The sequence below is a fragment of the Treponema sp. UBA785 genome, assembly GCF_002297065.1.
In the GTDB taxonomy this organism is placed as follows: Bacteria; Spirochaetota; Spirochaetia; order Treponematales; family Treponemataceae; genus Treponema_D.
This window is the reverse complement of sequence record NZ_DBJD01000086.1, coordinates 34,266-54,517: the sequence shown is the minus strand read 5'-3', so window position 1 is coordinate 54,517 and position 20,252 is coordinate 34,266. Positions and strand designations below refer to the sequence as shown.

Below are 20,252 nucleotides of genomic sequence, written 5' to 3'. Positions count from 1 at the left end.
TTGTCCTTTCGGACAAGGGATTGGAAGGGCGGCGGAGCCGTTTGCGGCTGCCGGCAGCCGCAAATGCAGCGCGGCTAGCGCGGAACCCTGGAAAGCCCGGTTTTTTCGTTTTGTAAAAACGAAAAAATGGCCCCGATTTATCAAAAAAATCTTTATTTTTGTGCAGTTGAATATTTATTTACGTTTTTTTTACTGATAGAATATTTTTTACAGGAGATTGTTTACGCTTTTTTTTGGAGGATTTATGAATAACGAGAAAGCTATCAAGGCGTTGGAACAGGTCAAAACCTATGTTTCTGCAAATTCGCTCGACGAACTCGACTACGCTATCGAAGTTCTGAAAAAACTGGAAAAAGAAGGCGTTAAAGATCCGCTTAACACTGATTTTTCTGCCATTAAAAAGTAATTTAGGAGATTTTGCTTAAAATGAATATGATTGGAACTTTTTGGTCGCTTGTACCGCCGGTTGTTGCTATTGCGCTGGCATTGATTACTAAAGAAGTTTATTCTTCGCTTTTTATCGGCATTGTAATCGGCGCCGTTTTTTATTCTGTGAGCGTTGGCTCGGGTTTTGCGGGATTTATTTCGCATCTTTTGAACAATACTGTCGGCGAAGGCGATGATGCTGTTTCTTACGGTTTGATTTCGTGTATTTCTGACAGTTACAATGTCGGAATTCTCGCTTTTCTTGTAATTCTCGGAACTATGGTTGCCCTTATGAACAAGGCTGGCGGTTCTGCCGCTTTTGGCAACTGGGCAAAAAAACACATTAAAACAAAACTTGGCGCTCAGGTTGCTACTATCTGTCTCGGAATTTTGATTTTTATCGATGACTATTTTAACTGTCTGACTGTTGGTTCTGTTATGAAGCCTGTAACCGACAAATACGGTGTAAGCAAAGAAAAACTTTCTTACCTTATCGACTCTACTGCGGCTCCTATCTGTATTATTGCCCCGATTTCTTCATGGGCGGCCGCGGTTTCTGGCTTTGTAACTGAAGGCGAAAACGGTCTTGCTCTTTTCTGCAAGGCTATTCCTTTTAACTTTTATGCTCTTTTTACAATCGTAATGCTTTTTGCCCTCGTTTTTATGCGTTTTGAATACGGCGAAATGTCTAAGTATGAAAAAGCAAAAGAATTTATGAAAAAAGACGATGAAGAAGTTTCGGTACCTGAAGAATCATCATCTGCAGAGGGAAAAAAGAAGGGAACTGTTGCTGATTTGGTTGTTCCAATCGCTATTCTTATTGTTTTCTGCGTTCTCGGCATGATTTATTCCGGCGGATTTTTTAGCGAAGGCGACTCTCATCTTAACTTTGTCAACGCTTTTGCAAATTCTGACGCTTCTGTAGGACTTGTAATCGGTTCTTTGTTTGGACTTATTGTTTCTCTTGTTTGGTATCTTGGACGCAAAGTTATTTCGTTTAAGTCGGCGATGCTGTGCTTGACGGACGGTTTTAAGGCTATGGTTCCTGCCATTTTGATTCTCTGTCTTGCCTGGACTCTTAAATCTATGACTGACAGTCTTGGCGCAAAAGACTTTGTTGCAGGCATTGTTTCTGGAAGCGCTGACAAGCTTCAAATGCTTCTTCCGGCAATTATCTTTGCAATCGCATGTTTCCTTGCCTTTGCGACCGGCACTTCTTGGGGAACTTTTGGAATTTTGATTCCTATTTGTATTGCGGCTTTCCCTGAAGGCTCGTTAAGAATTATTTCGATTTCTGCCTGCATGGCCGGCGCTGTATGCGGCGACCACGTTTCTCCAATTTCTGATACAACAATTATGGCAAGCGCTGGCGCTCAGTGCGACCACGTAAACCACGTTGCGACTCAGCTTCCTTATGCTATGACAGTTGCGGTTGTTTCGTTCTTTACTTTTATCGTGGCAGGTTTTACTTCAAAACTTAACATTGCCCTCTGCTCTGCGATTTCGCTCTGCTTTGGCCTTGTGCTTTTGTTTGCAACTTTGATTTTTATTAAAAAGCGGACAGAAAAAGCCATGTCTGTTCAGCAGCAGGCTTAAAAACGTAAATTGCTTCGCTTTTAGCCCGCAATGACGATTAGACCTTGGTCTGTACAGCGTCATTGCGAGAAACTGCGGAGCAATTTTTTTTCACTTGCTTAGTCTTTTATAATTTCCAGATTTTTGTATTGATATTTTGGCAAGAATCTTTTTATTCCGCCGTTCTCAAAATTGACTGTAACTGCGTATTCGCCTTCGGTTGTCGTAACTGCTGAAGTTATAATTCCATAACCATAATCATCGGTATAGATTTTTGCTCCGCGGTGATATTTTAATTTTATCGGGTCGGTTTCTGTGTCAGGATGGCTTAAGCCCAAATTTCCAAAATCGCCGTTATGCGAAAAAGAAGCTTTTTGTGAAGAAGTTTTTTTAAATCCGAACGGAAGATGCCCTAAAATTTTTATATTGTCAGGGTTTATTTCCTGCAAAAACGGACTTGGCGCCATATATTCAGAGCGGCCGTACATAATACGCCTAGAACAAGATGTCATATAAAGCTCGTCCTTTGCACGGGTAATGCCAACATAGCAAAGCCTGCGCTCTTCTTCAAGTTCATTTCCGTATTTGTCCTGCCTCGGAAAAATTCCATATTCCATTCCGGTAATTACAACGCGGCTAAATTCCAGCCCCTTCGTATTGTGAAGAGTGATTAAAGTTACGCTGTCTGCCTCTTCTTCGCCGTCTGATTCTTCTATTGTTCTGTCTAATTCAATGTGATCCAAAAATTCCAGAAGACCTTCTCGTGTCGAATCATAAAAAACTGCCGAATTTGAAAGTTCTTGAATATTTGCATCGCGCTGAGTTCCGGCAATTTCGTCTTTTTCTGAATAATATGTCTTTAAGCCTGATTTTTCGGCAATAAAATCTATTAAAACCGAAAGTTTTTCGACTGGATTTACAATTTTTGCTTTTTCGGCTAAAATCCGCTCGTTTTCGTCTTTTTGCTTAATATTTTCTTTTATTTTTTCGTAAAAAGCGTCCATCGCCTCGACAAAAGAAGCAATTCCTTCCCTTGCCTTTTTTGAAAAAGACGCTCCGTTTTTGCGGCAAATTTCTACATAGTTTACACTCTGAATCTGCTCCTGAGAAGTTTCTTCGTTCTGGCTGCTATCTTCTTCCATAACAGAGTTATAAATCTCTTGGCGGCAGGCTTCTACAAGTTTATCCTGCGACGTTGCTCCGATTCCTCGCGCAGGTTTATTTATAATTCTTCTGAATGCGATTTCGTCCTTTGGGTTTGCAAGCAGCGCAAGATAAGCGAGAATATCTTTTATTTCTTCGCGTTCGTAGAATTTTAGAGAGCCGACAATGCGGTATGGGATTTTTCTTCGCAAAAATTCTGATTCAAATCCCATTGACTGAGCATTTGTGCGGTAAAGAATAGCCCAGTCGCTGTATGGAATTCCTGTTTTGTGTGTCTGCTCGATTAAATCTCCGCAAAATTGACATTCTTCGTTTTGATCAGGCAAAAAAATCAGTACAGGCTTTTTTCCTTCTCCACGTTCGGCACGAAGTTCTTTTCCAAGACGAGCCGAATTATTTTTTATAACGTCGTTTGCAACCGTCAAAATTTCTGATTTTGAGCGGTAATTACTTTCCAGACGGATTATCTGAGTTCCCGGAAAATGATTTTTGAATTGAAGAATATTTTTTACTTCAGCGCCACGGAAACGGTAAATCGACTGATCATCATCGCCAACAACACAAACATAGGTCTGTTTTCCGGCAAGCACCTGCAAAAGCCGAAACTGCGCCACGTTTGAGTCCTGATACTCGTCAACCATTATTACTCGAAAACGATTTTGGATTTTTGTGCGGACTGCTTCGTTTTTTTCAAGAACAAGCATTGGAAGAAGAATCAAATCTCCAAAATCAACATTGCCGGTTTCGCGCAGACGGGCTGTATAGTTTGAATAAATTTGCGCAAAATCATCTTCGCTGTCAATTTCTTCGCCAAGTTCTTCCATAAGTTCGGCAATTTCGACCGAATCGTCCGGCGTTAAAGCGTAATCTTTGCAAAGACTGATTAAATGCGCGTAATGATTTGCCTGCTTTCTGGCAAGATTTGGATTTGCCCTAGAAAGGAGAGTTACCATGTCGTCGTCATCATAAACCGTAAAATTCGGGTCGACTCCAGCCTGCGCTGCAAAAAGACGGAGAAACCAGGCGCCAAAAGAGTGAAACGTCCTGATTTGTGAATAACGCACCCGGCTGTCGAGAGCAACAGCCCTTTGCTGCATTTCGTTTGCCGCTTTTTTTGTAAAAGTAACTGCAAGAATCTGATACGGATCGATGTTTCGTTCAGAAATAAGATAAGCAATTTTTGTAGTAATTACGCGTGTTTTTCCTGAACCTGCTCCTGCCAGAATTAAGAGAGGAGAACCTTCATGTTCAACGGCCGCCCTTTGTTCAGGATTCAAGACGCTTAAAAACTCATTCATTTTGCATTTGCCACCTTTGCAGTTTTAACCGTTTATTTCCTGCGCAAATTTCAACTTGCTTCTTTTGATTGTCTCGTTAAGCGGACTGTCGCAGACAAAGTCGCCGTTTAAATCAACAGTGCCGGCGCTGTTTATATGAACGCGCACAAGTCTTCCGGAAAGAACCGCTTTTTGCTCTTCTGGATTTGAGCGGTCATAATTGACGACAACCGAACCGTCAACTTCCGGCGCTTGAAACCATGCCCTTCCAATTGCAATTCCTTCTTCAGGAGAATCTTCGTTTTGAGCGAGAACTTCTTCAATCAAAACATCGTAATCTTTGCCGCAACGCTCCTTTAAGCGCTGTGCTGTAATTTGCTCCTGAAGCGCAACCAGTTTTTCGGCACGTTCATTTGCTTTTTTTGCAGGAACCTGTTTTTTTAAGTTGTAAGCCGGAGTATCATCTTCCCTTGAATACGGAAAGCAGCCTGACCAATCTGTAGAAATTTCTTTTAAGAAGCTAAGAGTATTTTCTGCCTGAGCATCTGTTTCACCAGGAAAACCTGCCAAAAAAGTCGTCCGGATCGCTGCGTCTGGAAAAAAGCTCCTGATTTTTTCGATTGTCTGCGCATACTTTTTGTGATTTCCGGTTCTGTGCATTTTGAGAATGATTTCGTCATCTCCGCTCTGAAAAGGAATATCAAAATAAGGCAAAAAGCGTCTATCGGATTTTATCACAGGCAAAATGTCAGGATTAAAATGGTCTGGATGAATATAAAGCAGCCGAAGACGGAAAGTTCCTTCGATTTTTGAAATTTCTTTGAGCAAACGGCAAAGTCCAGATTCGCCTTTGTCTTCGCAAGCAAGTTCAGCATCGCTTCCTGGAGTTCCAAGAGGAAGATAAGTGCGCCCTGTTCCAAAAACATTGTCAGAACTGCCTGTTCCGTAAGCTGCCAAATCTTGTCCGATTAAATTGATTTCGTAAACGCCTTTTTTGAGAAGAATTTTAATTTCTTCAATAATTTCAGAAGCATGACGAGAACGCAATTCTCCACGGATGATTGGAATTGCACAGAAGGAACAGCGGTTGTTGCAACCTTCAGTAATTTTTACAAAGGCGGTTCCAGCAAAAGAAAGAAGCAGATTCCGGTTTGCGCCGCAAACTCCTTTTTGAGCAAATTTATGGACTGGACGCTTATTTTGCATAACTTCTTTTGCAGTGATTACGATTTTTGAAAGATCACCGTTTCCAAAAAAGCCGTCTGCTTCCGGCAAATTTTCTTTTAAGTCCTCTGCGTAACGCTCAGCAAGGCAACCTGCCAAAAGAATTTTTGCGTTCGGATAATTATTTCTTGCGTTTAAGACTGCATTCAAACATTCGGTTTTTGCAGATTCAATAAAGCCACACGAATTGATGATGATTAAATCCGCCTCAGAAGGTTCAAAAGTCTGTTCCCACTCTTGAGTTCCTGTCAAATGCGAAATTAAAATTTCTCCATCCACCTGATTTTTTGCACAACCGTGCTGATCAATAAAAAATTTAATCGAGTTCATTTATTACCAGCTTGAATTTTCCATCTGTATCTTTTATCCAGCGAATATCCTGAACAATAACTTCTCCGGCTTTTGTAACTCCAATGTCGTAAGTTTTTGAAGCAACAATTACCTGAAGTTTTACAGTATTTCCGTTAGAAATCCACAAGCGCACGCCGTTACTTGCAGTCATATTTACAGTGTCGCCGTTTGCAAGATAATCTTCGACAGCATCTTTTCTGTCCAGACGATAACGGAACAGACAGCCTGCACGGAAGTCCGCACGAACCGTAAACGGATAAGCCCTTGTATCTTCGAGAATAACAGTGCGTTTTTGGTTTTGAGGAAGTTCACCAACGCTAGGAATTTCAGAAGCTTTTGTTTCTCCTGCGACAGCATTCGAAGCATTTTTAAGAAGAATTCTAACTTCAGCGCCACGGTCATTTGTTCCAGTGGAAACATCTGAAACATAGACAATCAGCTCTGGCTTTGAATCGCCGTCAACATCAACTTCGAGCTCTTCTGAAAGTTCAATATGCTGAATTCCAGCAGGAGTTTCCAAACACAAATCACCGACAGTATTTGCAACAGTCACGACAACATCTCCGCCACTAGTTCCCAAAATCAATTGGTCGCCTTTGTAAATTCTTGTAGCAAGAGTTTTTTCCGTAAGTTCGTATTTTTTTGACTGAAAATCGTTCTGTAAAGCAACAAGAACTGCATGCTCTTCAGCTTTCTTTTTCATAAAAAGAACAGCAAAAGTAACTCCAGTTGCAAAAACAAGAATCGAAATTATTATGATTACAGTAATTAAAACTTTCGGCCGCCTGCGGACAATCAAACCGTCTGGAATCGGAGATTCCTGCAATGTTTTTGCATGATAAAGCTGGAGCAATTTTTGAGAATCAAGTCCGAGGTATTCAGCATAATTCTTCAAAAAACCGACAAGATATGGCTCACCAGGAAAAATTACGGCATTTTCGTCTTCAAGAGCCTTTAAATAGGTGGAAGTAATTGAAGTTTCTCTGGAAATAGTTTCAAGTTCCAGTCCTTTTTCTTCCCTTTTGTTTTTTAGAATTGTGCCATAACTTTCCATTTTTGTTCTTCCCTGAAAAATATACTTTAAAAAATCTTAAGGCTGCCTTAAAAAAATACATTTTCAAAGGCAACCTGAAAAAAAATGCGATAACTTAAAATTTTACAAATTACTGTTCAGTAAACAGAAAATTGTTGTAATTATTAGCAGAAGTTGGCGGATCATAAATAAAACGCTGATCCGAAATTCCCTGATTTATCGAGTAATTTGAAAAATCAAACTGGAATTTTTCGTTTTGAGGCGTAATTGCTTCAATTCTACGGATAAGCTTTGATTCGGGCAAAATTGCAAGGTTGATGTAACGGAACGCTTCAGAAGTATTGCGACGGCTCAAAACCAATTTTACTACATTTTCCGTGCTTCCGTCTTCGAGAGGAACCGCTTCCTGTCCGCTTTCGTACGCAACAGAATAATACCTGCTCATTAAAGAAAGCCCTTGTGCAGTCGCAAGGTTTGCAGCGCTTCCTGTTCCCGAAGATTCAACTGTCTGATTTAAGATTGCGGCGGATTCAGGAAGATAAATCGTAAGCAAATCTCCATTAAAACAGATTACCTGATTGTCTGGTTTTGTAAAATCAATGCGCAAAAGATTCGGACGTTTAAAATTTACATGCCCTTCCATAACTTTTTTTGCAGCCTTAATTGAAACATCAGCCTCATAATCTTCAATTTTTCCATATTCAGCTGAAACATTCTGAAAAAAAGCCGCCGCAGTTAAAATTCCTTGAGCATAAACAGAAAATCTGGAAAAACAGGTAAAAATCAACGCTGTCAATACAAATATTTTTTTCATTATTTTTCCTCATCAGTTGAAGCTGTGTTTTCTTCATTTAGTTTTGCCTGTTCTGCAAGCTCACGGCAATGAACTTCGCTCTTTACAATTTCGTAGAATTCTTTTCCGTCCATTGTTTCGATTTCAAGGAGGCGGTTTGCAATGAATTCGAGCAAATCTTTGTGCTCTTTCATCAATTCAACAACATGAGAATAGCGTTCGTTCATTACGCGGGCAATTTCTTCATCGACATAACGCTGTGTTTCTTCAGAAAATTCGCGGTAAATATTTGGATCTGCGCCCTGATGCCCCAAAACACCTTTTCCAAGCGTCATGTTTCTGAATTTTGCAGACATACCAAAATCTGTAATCATGCGTTTTACAAGGTCTGTTGCGCGGGCAATGTCGTTTGAAGCGCCAGTAGAAATGTCGCCAAGCACAACTTCTTCCGCAGCACGTCCGCCAAGACAACTGTCAACTTCGTTTATAATATCTTTGCGAGTCATAAAGTTTTTTTCTTCTTCTTCGCGATATTGTGTAAATCCGCCAACGCCATGGCTTCTCGGAACAACTGTAATTTTATTGACAGGGGCAAAATCCGGAGTAAAGGCAGCAACAAGAGCGTGTCCAGTTTCGTGGACAGAAACAAGGCGCATTTCTTTTTTGTTGTCTTTGCGGCTTTTCTTTTTTAGACCAATGCTAACTTTGTCGATTGCTTCATTAAAGTCTTCCATTGTTACTTTTTTGCGGCCATTGCGGACTGCCATAAGCGCAGCTTCGTTTACAACGTTTGCAAGGTCTGCACCCGCAAAGCCTACAGTTCCGTGGGCAACAGAAACAAAATCAACGTCTTTATCAAGCTTTACATTTTTAGAGTGAATTCTCAAAATGTCTTCGCGGCCTTTTACGTCCGGTTTTTCAACAGGAACCTGACGGTCAAAGCGGCCTGGACGCAAAAGCGCAGGATCAAGAATATCTGCACGGTTTGTAGCAGCAAGAATGATAAGTCCTTTTTCGTTGTCAAAACCGTCCATCTCTACCAAAAGCTGGTTCAAAGTCTGTTCACGCTCGTCGTTTCCACCGCCATAACCGTTCATACGGCTTTTTCCAAGGGCATCGATTTCGTCAATAAAAATAATGCACGGAGCTTTTTCGCGGGCTTGACGGAACAAATCGCGTACACGGCTTGCTCCAACACCGACAAACATTTCTACAAAGTCAGAGCCCGAAATGCTAAAGAACGGAACTCCAGCTTCGCCGGCAACTGCACGCGCAAGAAGAGTTTTTCCTGTTCCAGGAGGACCAACGAGCAAAACGCCTTTTGGAATTTTACCGCCAATGTCAGTATATTTTTTTGGTTCCTTCAAAAAGTCAACAACTTCGACAAGCTCTTCTTTTGCCTCGTCAACGCCGGCAACATCAGAAAAGCGCGTTTTTACCTTGCCTTCTTCAACTGTCTTTGCACGGCTTCCGCCTGCTCCAAAAAGGGAACCCATTCCGCCAATTCCGCTGCCCATTTTGCGGAAAATAAAGAAATACATTAAAAGAAGGATTCCAATCGGAAATGCAAAATTCAACAGAAGCTGAACAAACCAATTTGTCTGTTTTATGATAAATTTATATTCAACATGCTTTTCGTTTAAAAGAGAAACAAAATCCTGCATTAAAACGCCAGTTGTCCGGTAAACTTTTCGGCTTTCGCTCTGAACCCTGCGAATTTTGTTCCATGGGAGCTGAGGCGATTTTAAAACTGAATCAGAAGAATCATTTTGAGTTGCAGTTGTATTCTCAGCAACAGGAACTCCATAGCCTGTAAATGAATTTTCGCCCATTTCGACATAGACAATTGTTCCATCTTCTACAAGATTACGGAATTCCGAAAAAGGAATTGTGTTGTCGGCTTTTGGAAGCAAAAACATATTGATGAATGCAAGCGCGAGCACTGTAACGGCAAGCATTGTAAAAAAAGGAAAGCGCGAAGGCTTTTTTCCACCGTTTTTGTCACCGTTTTCTGGCTCATCAATTGAAAGTTTAAAAAAACTATACGGATCAAAATCCTGAGAATTCTGTTTGTTTTCGTTATTTTTGTCTGCAGGCTTTTTTTCTGACGTTTTTTTCTGCTTGTTTTCGTCTTTTTTTTCTTTTGGTTCCGGCACAAATGACGGTTTGTCCTGTTCGTTTTTCTGATCGTCGCTCATTTATTCCTCAAAAATTTATAGTGTTGATAAAATCGTTGTATCGTAACGTCTTAAAACTTGCCAAACTTTCTAAAAATTTACCAAAGGAAAATTTTAGAATGGCACGCTATAAATATAATAAAATTTGCATCATTATACAAACAGAAAAACTAAGCTTCGGCAACAAAATTTCCAGTTACGGCGGCAGTTGTTGAATAAACTGAACGCTTTCCAAAATAAGGATTGGCATTATGAATTTCTGCAAGCTGTTTTTTTACGCTTTCAATATGTTCTTTTAATAGATCCTGATTGCGCGCATTTTGAGCGAGAACTTTTTTCTGCAAGTCTGCAAGCTCCGCCTGCATTTTTTTTACGCTGATTTTATCTTCTGCGCCAAGTTCCGTTCCATGCGAAACTGCATTGTACATGCTTTGCATAGGTTCAATCACTTTCTGCAAATTTGAAATATTTGAAACAATCTGCTGTTCAAGCTCAGCATGAGCTACAAGCGCATCTCCATCTTCTTCTTCAATCTTATTCTGCTGGCACTCAAGCACATGCAGATATTCTCTAAATTTATTGCGCTGCTGTTCAAGCAAAGTTCTAAAACGTTTTAAAACAGCAATTCTTTCGTCAATCTGTGCCTGAGTTAATTCCATAAATTACCCCTCGATATTAAGACCGCCACCAAAACCGGTGTTTACAGCATTTGACTGACTGTTTGCCGCCTGAACCCAAGCAGCAGACAATTGATTGAGCATATTAAGGACAAATTCAATCTTTTTTTTGTCTTTGTTGATATTTGACGACATAAGTTCCCGGTTAAAATAAATGTAAAGAGACATAAGGTTTGAAGCAATTTCTCCGCCAGCCGACATGTTGAGGCTCGCCTGAAGCTCGCTGATTATATCCTGCGCTTTCATTATATAATTTCCAAATTTTTCGATATTTTTTGCTTCAATTTTTGAATCTGAATCAAAACATTCCAATGCGTTGGTTAAATTTTTTATAGCGCCTTCGTAAAGCAAAACAACAAGTTTTCCCTGACTCGCTGTTTTTATTCCTGTGTTTTTATATGCCGTATAAGCATTGTTCATGAATCCCATTTTCAGCCTCCCACATTTTTATAGAAGAGAATCTTTAAAAATGCAGTTTTAGAGATATTCTTCATTATATTTTCGGCAATTGATTTTTTTTGTTTAGCAGGAAAGAAGAAAAATACGTTTTAGAATTTTTTTAAGATAATTTTTTTGCAATTTTTCTAAAATCAGGCATAAAGCGTTCTATATAGGAATAAAAATTTTTGTCATGATAAATATACAGAAAATGAGTCATTTCGTGAAAAACAACATAATCTATACATTCCTGCGGAAAATTAAAAAGTTCCCAGGATAAAGTAATTGTTTTGTTTTTTGTGTTGCAGTTGCCCCACATTGAGTGCATTGAACGCCCTTTTACAGTAAATTCCGGCAATGCGTTTTTTTCAAAAAACGAAGAAAGCATGTCTGCGCTCTGCATAAATTTTTTTAGCGCAGATTTTTTCCACAAGGCTGAATAATTAAAATTTGTTTTTCCGAAAATTCTGTCGGAAGATAAAAAGCCCGACTTTGCCGCAACTCCGTCCGGATTTAGAAAAATGCTGTTTTGCTTTGATTTTTTTACTTTTTGAACGCTTTTTTCAATCCAGTCTTTTTTTTCTTCGATAAATTTTTGAATTTTTTGTTCGCTTTCCAAAAAAGACGCCGTGCAGACAACTTCGCCAAAACGGTTTACGTGAAGACGGATTGACCGCATATTTTTACGAATTATTTTTACTTTTATGCCGCTATTTTCCAAAAATCGCTCCAGCCGCGCCAAAAACTCCGCACGAAGCAAGAGTCATTACAACTGCCGCTAAGAAAACTCCGCCCAAAACTGCAAGAACAGTCTGGCGCGGCTTCATGTCTAGAAGGCTGGCAGCCAAAGTGCCTGTCCATGCGCCTGTTCCAGGCAATGGAATTCCGACAAATAAAAAAAGTGCAAAAAACAAACCGCTGCCAGCCTTTTTTTCAAGTTTTTCGCCGCCTTTTTTACCTTTTACAAGAAAAAAATTGCACATTTTTCCAATGTATTTTTTTGAACTTCCCCATTCAAGAAATTTTCTGGCAAAAAAATAGATAAACGGAACTGGAAGCATATTTCCAAGCATTGAAAAAAGATTTATTAAAACAATATATTTTACAGAAAGAGATTCTTCGCTAAGCCCCAAAAAAGAAGAAGCAAGCGCAACTCCGACAGGAATAGCGCCCCGAAGCTCAATCAGCGGAATCATCGAAATAACAAAAACGATAAGAAAAATTTTTAACATTGTCCTAATATACAGGACAATGTTTTTTTATAAAAGTGGTGAATTTTGTAATTTTTTATCTCTGTAGTTTTGCGTAACTAAAATATTGTTTTTTTGTTATATTTTATTGTAGTTTACAAAAGTTGACGGTGGACTTACGCCGGATGCAAAGGGCGCAGTTGGAGGCGAAGCCGCCAATGAGGGCTACCGAACCCGTAGCAGCCGGAATTTCTTGAAAATTCAGCGCCAAGACAGGCAAAATTCGGCTTAAAATTTGAATGCCGTCCAAAAAAAAGGAGATAAGGTAAAATTAAATGATTGAAGTTTTTAAGCTTTCAAAGCATTTTGGAACTTTTAAGGCAGTCGATGAAATCAGTTTTTCGATTCCGACTGGGCAAATTGTTGGACTTTTGGGACCAAATGGCGCCGGAAAATCGACGACAATGAGAATGATTACCGGTTTTTTGCAGCCGACTTCCGGTTTGATTAAGATTGATGGCAAAAATATTGAAGAAAATGCCGTCGAATGCAAGAAAAAAATCGGTTATATGCCGGAAAGCGCGCCTTTGTACGGCGAAATGATTGTTGACGATTATTTGCGCTATGTTGCCCAGATTCAGGGACAGAATCCTGACGAAAAAGTTCCGGTTTTGTGCAGGGAATGTGGACTTAAAGAAGTCATGCACAAAAATATTTCTGATTTGAGCCGCGGCTACAGGCAGAGAGTAGGTCTTGCGCACGCCTTGATGAATGATCCGGAAATCTTAATTTTGGACGAACCGACTTCTGGTCTTGACCCGAACCAAATTGGCGAAGTACGCGCCTTGATTAAAGAAATCGGAAAAACAAGAACAGTTATTATTTCGACACATATTCTCGGCGAAGTGGAAATGATTTGCGACAGAGTTATTATTATTTCTGGCGGAAAACTCGTTGCCGACAGTCCGACCGGCGAACTGAGGGAACGATACGGAACCAGCGCAAGTGTCTTTGTTGAAGCTTCTGGCTGTGGTTTTGAAAAACTTTCTGAAATATTGAAAAAAATTGACGGTGTTGGTGCTGTTACGGCAGAAAAAACGGAAAATGCAAACTTGGGACACAACGAAAAAACTGCCGGAGCTCTTGTTCAGGTTAAAGATAATATGGAAATCAGGCCGCAGATTGCAGCGGCTGTGAACAAAGCTGGTTTTGAGCTTTATGAACTTTCGCTCAGAAGAAACAGTCTTGAAGATATTTTCCATACTTTGACGGAAGATTCGCCTTCGGAAAACGCATTAACACAAAAAAACTAAAGAGGATACAAAAATGACTGATATTTTAGAAACTAACAATCCGCTCTCTAACGCAAGTTCAATGGCAAAGATAAGTTCAAGGAAAAAAGCAAAAACAAAAAATCCGGCTTTTGTAATTATGTGCCGCGAATTAAAATCTTATTTTTCCAGCCCGATTGCTTATATCGTTACCGGACTTTTTACGCTCGCTTCCGGTTTTTTGTTTTTTAACACATTTTTTCTTGCAAACCGCGCCGAATTAAGACAGTTTTTTGGGCTTTTGCCGGTACTTTTTTCTTTTTTTATTCCAGCTCTTTCTATGAGGAGTTTTGCCGAAGAAAAAAAATCGACTTCTCTCGAAACCTTGCTCACCCTTCCGGTAACAGTTTTTGATGTTGTCGAAGGAAAATTTCTGGCTGTCTTTATTTCTGGTCTTGTGCTTTTAATTCCTTCTCTTTTTTACGTTTTAACCTGCTTTATTTTTGGCTCTCCTGATGCAGGCCCGATTTTGGGCGGTTATCTCGGCTCAATCTTTTTAACAGCAGGTTTTAGCGCGATTGGAATTTTTGCTTCGAGCACAACGAAAAATCAGATTATTGCTTTTTTTGAGGCTTTTGCAATTTGCATAATTCTGACTCTGCTTTCAAATTTTGCGGTTTTTCTGCCGGCTTTTCTTGTAAGAACGGTAACTTACCTTTCTTCGCTAAGCCATTTTGAATCTATTTGCCGCGGAATTATCGACAGCCGCGACATTGTTTATTTTGTTTCGCTTACGGTTATCTTTTTTGCGCTGACTGTCCGCTCTGTAAACAATGGACAAAAATAAAAATTCTATAAGACTGGAGTTTAAAACAACAATATGAAAAAATTTATTGAATGGTTAAAAAGTCCAAAAAGCGACATTTTTCTCTTTTTAACTGCAATTCTTCTCTTAAATCTTGTATGCTCAAAGGCATTTTTCCGCCTTGACCTTACAGCCCCAAAATCTTATTCGCTTTCACAGTCGAGCAGGCAGATTGTTAAAAATCTTGAACAACCGCTTTCGATAAAAGTATTTTTTACAAAAAATCTGCCGGCTCCCTACAACACAATCGATCAGTATATCCGCGATCTTCTGGTTGAATACAAAGGCGCCGCAAATTCAAATTTTTCTGCTGAATTTTTTGACATGGACAAAGAAGAAAATCAAAAAATCGCAAGAAATTACGGAATCTCTCAAGTTCAAATTCAAGAATTAAAGAACAACGAAGTCGGTTTTAAGCAGGTCTGGATGGCTTTGACTGTAAGTTATGCCGACCGAACGGAAATAATCGACGGATTAAGTTCTGCCGACGGCCTTGAATACACCATCACAACCACAATGAGCCGTCTTATAAGCACAACTTCGGCTCTTGCAGGATTGCAGGGAAAAGCAAAACTTTCTCTCTATCTGACAAAAAAACTCGAACAGTTCAATATAAACGGCCTCAAAAATCTTGAAAAAACAGTTTCTGCCGCATACAAATCTGTAAACTCAAAAAATATGGATAGAATCGAATTTGAAACAATAGATCCTTCTGAGCAAGAAATTCCGGAACTCGTCGAAAAATACGGAATTCAAAGCCTGAGCTGGCAGGACGCCGACGGAGAAAAAACTGGAGTTATCGGGCTTGTTCTTGAATACGGACAGGAATTTAGGCTTTTGAACGTAAAAATGTCGCGTTCATTTTTTGGAAACATAATTTCTGGCACAGACAGCCTTGAAGACGAATTGAATGAAAACCTAAAAAGCCTTGTTTCTAAACCAAATATTATAGGCTATGTAACAGGACACCGCGAACTCGACTACAAAAACGCACAGTCGCAGGCAAATGCAGCGGTTTTCAATTCAATTATTTCTGACCGCTACGAATTTAAGGATTTAAATTTAAAAGATGATGAAATTCCTTCCGGCATAAAAAGTGTCGTTATAAACGGCGCAAAAGAAAAATTCGAAGAAATTGAACTTTACAAGCTTGACCAATTTTTGCTTCGTGGCGGAAATTTAATTATTTTCGACGACCAGTTTGAAGAAGTTTATCCGCAGGGACAAAACGCATATTACCAGATTCCGCAGTACAAACCTGTCGACAACGGTCTTGAAACAATTCTCTCAAAATACGGAATTTCTGTCGGAAAAGATTACGTTATGGACGAAAATTGCTATGTAAATCAGGATCAGCGTTCAGGTTCAACTCCGCTCTACTTTGCTCCAGTGCTTCAAAAATCAAATCTTGCAAAAAACAGCCCGATTACAAAAAATCTTGGCTACGTGATTATGCTTCAGAACAGTTCTATCAATGCAGAAAACGCTCAAAAAAATGCAGACGCAAAAGTTACAATTCTTGCTTCATCTTCTAAAAACAGCTGGCTCGTCAAAGACAACGTTACAGCAATTCCTCAGATGATTCGAAAACCAACCGACAAAAGCGCAATGCAAAGCCAAAATCTTGCTGTTCTTGTAGAAGGAAAATTCAAAAGCGCTTTTGAAAAAAATCCAGTAGAAAATCAAAACGGTGAATTTAATTTTACCGACCATTACGCAAAAAGCGTTCAAAACGGCAAAATTTTTGTAATAGGTTCTTCAAAAATCACGACTGGTCAAGTTATGGACGAAAGCGGCAAACAGCCAGTTGCAATGTTTGTGCGCAACGTCATCGATTACATGAACGGCGAAATTGATTTGTGCTCAATGCGGACAAAAGGCTTAAGCTTAAACACTTTAAAAATCAAAAAAGGCATTTCGGCAGACATTGCAAAATATTTTAACGAATTTGGACTTGTGATTTTGGTTGCGCTGTGCGGTCTTGCAGTTCTTGCAAAAACTACAGCTAAGAAAAGGGCAATCCGCGAAAAATACAATCCAGACGACAAACGCGAAATTAAGACAGAGGAAACAAAATGAACTTAAAAAATGCAAAAATAAGAAAAATCGTTTTATTGACGGCAATCGTCATTCTTGCAGCGATTTACGCTGTTCAACTTGTAACCGGCTCGCGTTCTCCTATAAAAAACTTTATTCTGCGGGAAAAACCGGACACACTTATAATCGAAAACTCTTCGCAAACCGTAAAACTTTTTTATGAAGGCGGGCTGTGGTACGTAAGTGAAGAAAAAATCAGCGGAGATGACCAGAAAATCGAAACTTTAGTAAACGCCATCAAAAACATAAAAACGCTCGGAACAGTAAGCCGCTCTTCGGCCGTTTCCGAACTCGACAGGTACGGTTTTACAGACTCGCAGACACTTACCGTCAAAGCAGAAAAATCTGGAAAAACAATCCGAACCTTAAAAATCGGCAAAAATTCCGAAACAAATCTTTCTTCTTATATTAGGCTCGATGAAAAACCGGAAACTTTGCTTGCTGACAGAAACCTGCGTTCTATTTTTGAAGTAAAAACCGAAGACCTTGAACAAAAAATTGAACAGCCGCAGGATGAAGAGCAACAGCCTGCAAATTAGCGGCAATTAAAACAAAAAACGCGGACTTCAAAAAGTCCGCGCTTTCGCCTTAAAAAAACAACAAAAAACTAAAGTAAAATTTTTAGTTTTTGCGCTAGACATTCATAGTGGATTTTATTAACTTTTCCAAAAAGTTCGCCGTCAGTGTGGCTAACGTTTGGTTCAGAGGTGAACACATCGACAGTCCGGGCTTCTTTCATAAAAAATCCTTTTATTAAATCCTGCCTTGCCGCAAGCAAAAAAGGAAACGCAATAAAACACTTCCATTTTGGAATTCTCGCCGCAAGAGTAAACGAGAGTTTTCCGTCATTTGCATTTGCTTTTGGAGCCATTGGAACTCCTCCGCCCTCGCATGGAAAATTCATTGCAGCAAGAAAAATCGCCCTGTCAAATTCCTGAAACGCTCCGCCGTCAAAACTCACTTTAAAAGTCGAAGTCTTCATTGTAAAAAGCGTTTTTACCGTCATAACGGCATAACTGAGAGAATTCAAATGCAGCTTGTTCATTATATTTTTGATTTTTGAGCGGTTAATTTCCGTTCCGACAAGAGCATTTAGTCCAAGTCCCGATGAAATTCCAAAAATCCGCCGTCTTCCGCCGGACTCAACCATTCCAAGGTCAATTGTTTTTATTCCTGTCGAATTCAAAATCATATCGACAACTTTTTCTGTATTTTTTAACGGCAACCCCAATCCGCGGCTAAAATCGTTGCCCGAACCAGTAGGAATTACCATAAATTTTAGCCGTTCAAAGCTGCGGATTCCATTTAAAACTTCGTTAATCGTTCCGTCACCGCCAACGACAATCAGGCGAATATCATCATCTTCTTTTTCGCTAATCTGTTCCGCCAAAACCGCCGCATAGCCTTTTGTTTCCGGCACAAATTTTTGATATTTTACACCGCGTTCATCTAAAATTTTCTGAACCTTGTTCCAAACTCCGACCGCCTGTCCTGAGCCACCGTGCTCATTCACTATAAAATAAAACATTCTTCGATTTTAAAACACAATCCGGTTCAATTCAAGCAAAACAGCAAAACAAAAAACTGTGTAAAAAACAGTTTTTGCACTCTCCGATTTAGTCTTTCCAAATTTTATTTCAGATTCTCAACCTGCTCTAACCAAAGCGCAACCGACGAATCACTCGGCATACGCCAGTCGCCCCTCGGCGACAAGCTCACAGTTCCAACTTTTACACCGTCAGGCATACAAGACCTCTTAAACTGCTGGCCAAAAAATCTTTTATAAAAAATTTTAAGCGTATTTTTTATCGTTTCGTCGCTAAACGGCTCAAGATTTTTCTGTTTAACCGCAATTTTCGCCAGAAAATAAATCTTTTCAGGCGAAAAACCGTTTCGCACGCAGTTATACAGAAAAAAATCATGCAAAATATACGAACCGACAGTATTTTCTGTTTTTTGCGCAATTTTCCCGTCTTTGTCAGGCGGTAAAAGTTCAGGACTTACAGGAGTATCTATAATATCCTTTAATGTTTCTGCAAGTTTTTCGTTTTCCTTAAAAACAAAATCCGCATAATACTGAACAAGACAGCGCACCAAAGTCTTTGGAATCGAATTATTCACTCCATAATTGCTCATTTGATCGCCATTGTAAGTGCACCAGCCGAGCGCAAGTTCAGAAAGGTCGCCAGTTCCAATCAAAATTGCGCCGTGCATGTTAGCCCAGTCAAAAAGAACCTGAGTTCTCTCGCGGGCCTGGGCATTTTCGTAAGTAACATCGTAAACATCAAGCGCATGAGACAAATCCTTCAAATGACCGCCGGCCGCTTCTTTTATGGAAATTTCTTCAAGCGAAGCCCCGCAACTTTTTACAAGCATTTTTGCGTTTTCGTAAGTGCGCCCAGTCGTTCCAAAACCCGGCATCGTAATTCCAACAATATTGCTTCGGTCTTTTTTTAGAATATCAAAAGCCCGGCAGGCAACGAGCAAAGCCAGGGTAGAATCAAGTCCGCCAGAAATTCCCACGACAACTTTTTCAACTCCAGTATGCCTTATTCTCTTTGCAAGCCCCCAGGCCTGCATCTGCGTGATTTCCGCACAGCGCTCCCACATTTTTTTCTGGACCTGAGGCACAAAAGGATGCCCGTCAATTTTCCGCTCAAGATTTTTATTTTTCAAAAAATCTGTGCTTTTTACAGTTATTTCCTGAATTTTTGCCGGCAAAAACTGGCTTGACCTTTGAGAATTCTTAAAAAACCGGCTATTTTGCGAAAAAGTTTCTATTCTTATGCGTTCGTGATTTATTTTTTCAATGTCAATGTCGCTTATAATAAATTTATTTTTTTCGTCAAAAGGCTTTTTTTCTGCGAGGAGGCTTCCGTTTTCGGCAATCAATGAATGTCCCGAAAAAACCAAATCCTGTGTCGATTCTCCCATTCCTGCATTTGCATAAACATAGGCACAGACATTCTTTGCGCTGTTTCCCAAAATCAAGTCTTTTCTGTAAGAAGTTTTTCCAATCACTTCGTTTCCAGCCGAAAGATTGACAATCACATTTGCTCCGTTCAGACAAAAAACTGTCGAAGGAGAAAGAGGAACCCAGGCATCTTCGCAGACTTCTGCCGCCAAAACCGCACCTGTAAAACCTGAATCGTCATTTATTTTTAAGAGTCCACCAACCGACCAGTCAAACATTTGCTCATTGCAGCCACAATTTGCTTCAAAAGGCGTAAACCAGCGTTTTTCGTAAAATTCGCCGTAATTTGGAATAAAAGTTTTCGGATAAATCAGAATTTTTTCAGCATTGCTCAAAAGCGCCGCAACATTATAAAGAGAACCAGAAAATGAACGCAACGGCAAACCGACAAAAACCGCAATTCCCTGAGTATGCGCCAAAATCCCGGTCAAAGCATTTTTTGCGCTTTCAAGGAGGAGATTCTGTTCAAAAAGGTCAGCGCAAGTGTAGCCCGTAATACAAAGCTCCGGAAAAACTGCAATTTGAACGCCTTTTTGTTTTAATTCGTCAATGCACTGGCAAATATTCAGCACATTCTGTTCAACGTCTCCAACCACAACATCCGGCGAAACAGCCGCAACACGCAAAAAACCAAAATTCTTCATATAATTACTATATCAAAAAAACATTATTTTTATGCAAGATTTGCACACATCTCAAAAAAAAATTATTATCTTTATT

Annotated in this window: 17 protein-coding genes; 6 read left to right on the top strand and 11 right to left on the bottom strand. The window is 39.8% G+C overall.

What is annotated here, in order from left to right; translation table 11 throughout:
- Positions 1-244: 244 nt before the first annotated feature.
- Together B2X33_RS07585 and B2X33_RS07580 are read left to right on the top strand one after the other, a co-directional pair.
- Complete coding sequence (locus tag B2X33_RS07585) at positions 245-406, top strand: hypothetical protein (protein ID WP_200806549.1); 162 nt, start codon at positions 245-247, stop codon at positions 404-406.
- Between the two features lie 20 nt (positions 407-426).
- Entirely contained in the window at positions 427-2,022 is a 1,596-nt protein-coding gene (locus B2X33_RS07580) for a Na+/H+ antiporter NhaC family protein (RefSeq protein ID WP_296668773.1), read from the top strand.
- A 98-nt stretch (positions 2,023-2,120) separates the two neighbouring features.
- On the opposite strand, the gene B2X33_RS07575 is transcribed toward B2X33_RS07580, so the two are convergent.
- The 9 genes from B2X33_RS07575 to B2X33_RS07535 all read right to left on the bottom strand — a co-directional run bounded on the left by B2X33_RS07575 (position 2,121) and on the right by B2X33_RS07535 (position 12,367).
- Positions 2,121-4,463 carry an ATP-dependent helicase gene (locus B2X33_RS07575; RefSeq protein ID WP_296668771.1) on the bottom strand — a complete coding sequence of 781 codons (2,343 nt, stop codon included), beginning with the start codon at positions 4,461-4,463 and terminating at the stop codon, positions 2,121-2,123.
- A gap of 24 nt (positions 4,464-4,487) precedes the next feature.
- Entirely contained in the window at positions 4,488-5,996 is a 1,509-nt protein-coding gene (rimO, locus tag B2X33_RS07570) for a 30S ribosomal protein S12 methylthiotransferase RimO (protein WP_296668769.1), read from the bottom strand.
- Complete coding sequence (locus B2X33_RS07565; RefSeq protein WP_296668767.1) at positions 5,983-7,071, bottom strand: helix-turn-helix domain-containing protein; 1,089 nt, start codon at positions 7,069-7,071, stop codon at positions 5,983-5,985. Before B2X33_RS07565 ends, rimO begins: the two co-directional genes overlap by 14 nt.
- Before the next feature lie 109 nt (positions 7,072-7,180).
- Entirely contained in the window at positions 7,181-7,864 is a 684-nt protein-coding gene (locus B2X33_RS07560; protein WP_296023183.1) for a LolA family protein, read from the bottom strand.
- On the bottom strand, positions 7,864-10,041 hold the full coding sequence (ftsH, locus tag B2X33_RS07555) for an ATP-dependent zinc metalloprotease FtsH (RefSeq protein ID WP_296668765.1): 2,178 nt from the start codon (positions 10,039-10,041) through the stop codon (positions 7,864-7,866). Before ftsH ends, B2X33_RS07560 begins: the two co-directional genes overlap by 1 nt.
- 149 nt (positions 10,042-10,190) lie before the next feature.
- The gene (flgN, locus tag B2X33_RS07550) at positions 10,191-10,679 is read right to left on the bottom strand and encodes a flagellar export chaperone FlgN (protein WP_296023177.1); all 489 of its coding nucleotides are present in this window, start codon (positions 10,677-10,679) and stop codon (positions 10,191-10,193) included.
- 3 nt (positions 10,680-10,682) lie between these two features.
- Positions 10,683-11,126, bottom strand: coding sequence for a flagellar export chaperone FliS (gene fliS, locus B2X33_RS07545; RefSeq protein WP_296023174.1), 444 nt, complete (start codon positions 11,124-11,126; stop codon positions 10,683-10,685).
- A gap of 130 nt (positions 11,127-11,256) precedes the next feature.
- The gene (locus B2X33_RS07540; protein WP_296023170.1) at positions 11,257-11,856 is read right to left on the bottom strand and encodes a M48 family metallopeptidase; all 600 of its coding nucleotides are present in this window, start codon (positions 11,854-11,856) and stop codon (positions 11,257-11,259) included.
- Positions 11,846-12,367, bottom strand: a complete 522-nt coding sequence (locus B2X33_RS07535; RefSeq protein ID WP_296023167.1) for a COG2426 family protein — start codon at positions 12,365-12,367, stop codon at positions 11,846-11,848. Before B2X33_RS07535 ends, B2X33_RS07540 begins: the two co-directional genes overlap by 11 nt.
- Before the next feature lie 293 nt (positions 12,368-12,660).
- On the opposite strand from B2X33_RS07535, the gene B2X33_RS07530 reads away from it, so the two are divergent.
- From B2X33_RS07530 to B2X33_RS07515, 4 genes are read left to right on the top strand one after another with little or no spacing between them, the layout of a single operon-like run.
- The gene (locus B2X33_RS07530) at positions 12,661-13,638 is read left to right on the top strand and encodes an ABC transporter ATP-binding protein (RefSeq protein WP_296668762.1); all 978 of its coding nucleotides are present in this window, start codon (positions 12,661-12,663) and stop codon (positions 13,636-13,638) included.
- Positions 13,639-13,651: 13 nt separating this feature from the next.
- Positions 13,652-14,443, top strand: a complete 792-nt coding sequence (locus B2X33_RS07525) for an ABC transporter permease subunit (protein ID WP_296668760.1) — start codon at positions 13,652-13,654, stop codon at positions 14,441-14,443.
- 33 nt (positions 14,444-14,476) lie between these two features.
- Entirely contained in the window at positions 14,477-16,540 is a 2,064-nt protein-coding gene (locus tag B2X33_RS07520) for a GldG family protein (RefSeq protein WP_296668759.1), read from the top strand.
- Positions 16,537-17,097 carry a DUF4340 domain-containing protein gene (locus B2X33_RS07515; RefSeq protein WP_296668757.1) on the top strand — a complete coding sequence of 187 codons (561 nt, stop codon included), beginning with the start codon at positions 16,537-16,539 and terminating at the stop codon, positions 17,095-17,097. The genes B2X33_RS07520 and B2X33_RS07515 overlap by 4 nt, the downstream gene beginning before the upstream one ends.
- Positions 17,098-17,165: 68 nt before the next feature.
- On the opposite strand, the gene B2X33_RS07510 is transcribed toward B2X33_RS07515, so the two are convergent.
- Both B2X33_RS07510 and B2X33_RS07505 read right to left on the bottom strand, forming a co-directional pair.
- Positions 17,166-18,086, bottom strand: coding sequence for a diacylglycerol/lipid kinase family protein (locus tag B2X33_RS07510; protein WP_296668756.1), 921 nt, complete (start codon positions 18,084-18,086; stop codon positions 17,166-17,168).
- 104 nt (positions 18,087-18,190) lie between these two features.
- Positions 18,191-20,176, bottom strand: a complete 1,986-nt coding sequence (locus B2X33_RS07505) for an NAD(+) synthase (protein WP_296668754.1) — start codon at positions 20,174-20,176, stop codon at positions 18,191-18,193.
- Positions 20,177-20,252: the final 76 nt, after the last annotated feature.